This window comes from Methylobacter sp. BBA5.1, assembly GCF_000746145.1.
GTDB classification, from domain to species: Bacteria; Pseudomonadota; Gammaproteobacteria; order Methylococcales; family Methylomonadaceae; genus Methylobacter; species Methylobacter marinus.
In genome coordinates, this window is the sequence record NZ_KN050818.1 from 1 (window position 1) to 1,671 (window position 1,671).

At 65.2% G+C, this 1,671-nt stretch carries 2 protein-coding genes and 1 pseudogene; 2 read left to right on the forward strand and 1 reads right to left on the reverse strand.

The features are described 5' to 3' along the window. Positions 1-180 (forward strand): annotated as a pseudogene (locus EK22_RS25660) (AMP-binding protein); the annotation flags it as partial. A 60-nt stretch (positions 181-240) separates the two neighbouring features. Here the strand turns inward: EK22_RS25660 and EK22_RS25525 are convergent. Then, entirely contained in the window at positions 241-393 is a 153-nt protein-coding gene (locus EK22_RS25525) for a hypothetical protein (protein ID WP_304413699.1), read from the reverse strand. Positions 394-399: 6 nt separating this feature from the next. Here EK22_RS25525 and EK22_RS22935 point away from each other — a divergent pair. Further along, the coding region (locus tag EK22_RS22935; protein ID WP_304413698.1) for a condensation domain-containing protein at positions 400-1,671 on the forward strand (1,272 nt) is incomplete at its 3' end.

A 1,671-nucleotide genomic window follows, 5' to 3' on the forward strand; every position in this document is an offset into this window, starting at 1 on the left:
TACGGCCCCACCGAGAACAGCGTGGTTTCGACCTCCTGCCCGGTGCCGGCCGGAAAAGAAGGCCTGCCGCCGATCGGCAAGCCCATCGCCAACACCCACGTCTACCTGCTGGACTCTCATCTCGAACCCGTTCCGGTCGGTGTCATGGGCGAGCTGTATGTAGGCGGCGCCGGACTGGCGCGGGGTTACCTGAACCGGCCCGAGCTGAGCGCCGAGCGCTTCATCGCCGACCCGTTCAGCTCAGATCCCGAAGCCCGGCTGTACAAGACCGGCGACCTGGGCCGCTGGCTGGAGGATGGTAGTATCGAGTTCCTCGGCCGCAACGATTTCCAAGTCAAGATCCGCGGCTTCCGCATCGAGCTGGGCGAGATCGAGGCCCGGCTGGCCGAGCATCCGCAGGTGCGGGAAACGGCGGTGCTGGCCCGCGAGGACGGCACCGGCGGCAAACGGCTGGTGGCTTATTACACCGGCGACGCCGACGTGGCGGCGGACAGCCTGCGCGCGCACCTGGCCGAAACCCTGCCCGAATACATGGTGCCTGTCGCCTTCGTGCACTTGGAAGCGCTGCCGCTGACCGCCAACGGCAAGCTGGACCGGAAAGCTCTGCCGGCACCGGAGGGCGATGCTTATGGCGCACGTGAGTATGAGGCGCCGCAAGGCGAGACCGAACAGGCTTTAGCCGCCATCTGGTCCGAGCTGCTCAAGGTCGAGCAGGTCGGCCGCCACGACAATTTTTTCGAACTGGGCGGACATTCCCTGCTGGCTGTGTCGCTCATTGCGCGCATGCGCCAGGCCGGACTGAACGCCGACGTGCAGGCCTTGTTCGCCGCACCGACGCTGGCCGGACTGGCTGCCGCAGTCGGCGGCGATTCCCGGCAGGTCATGGTCCCGCCTAACGCTATTCCGGCCGATGCGACGGCCATTACCCCGGACATGCTGCCGCTGGTAGCCCTGTCGCAGGCCGATATCGACCGCATCACGGCCGCCGTGCCGGGCGGGGCGGCCAACGTGCAGGATATCTATCCGCTGGCGCCGCTACAGGAAGGCATTCTGTTCCACCATTTGATGGAGTCCGAAGGGGACGCCTACCTCTTGCCCTCTTTGTTGGCTTTCGATAGCGCTGAGCGGCTGCAAGAGATCGTGGTTGCGCTGCAGGCGGTGATTGACCGGCACGATATCCTGCGCACTTCCGTGGCCTGGGAGGGATTGCCGGAGCCCGTGCAGATCGTGTGGCGCCAGGCTTCGCTGAGCGTAGAGGAGGTCATCCTGGACCCTGAAGCGGGCGATGTGGCCGGACAATTGACGGAACGTTACCATCCGAGACATTACCGCTTCGATGTGCGCCAGGCGCCGTTGATGCGGGTTTATACCGCCTATGATAAAGCCAACGACCGCTGGCTGTTGTTGCTGATGATGCACCATTTGGTGTCCGACCACACAGCGCTGGCATTGCTGATGGAAGAGGCGAGGGCACACCTGCAGGGACAGGCGAATCAGCTGCCGGCGCCGCTGCCGTTCCGCAACTTTGTCGCTCAGGCGCGGCTGGGGATGAAGCCGGAAGAGCACGAGGCCTTCTTCCGCGACATGCTGGCCGATGTCGACGAGCCGACGGCGCCGTTCGGCCTGCTCGACGTCCTGGGCGACGGCAGCCGGATTCAGGAAGCCAGACTG

Bases quoted from the DNA above. Each gene is read 5' to 3' on its own strand.
- EK22_RS25525 (WP_304413699.1), bottom strand. From the start codon at position 393: ATGCTCGGCCAGCCGGGCCTCGATCTCGCCCAGCTCGATGCGGAAGCC.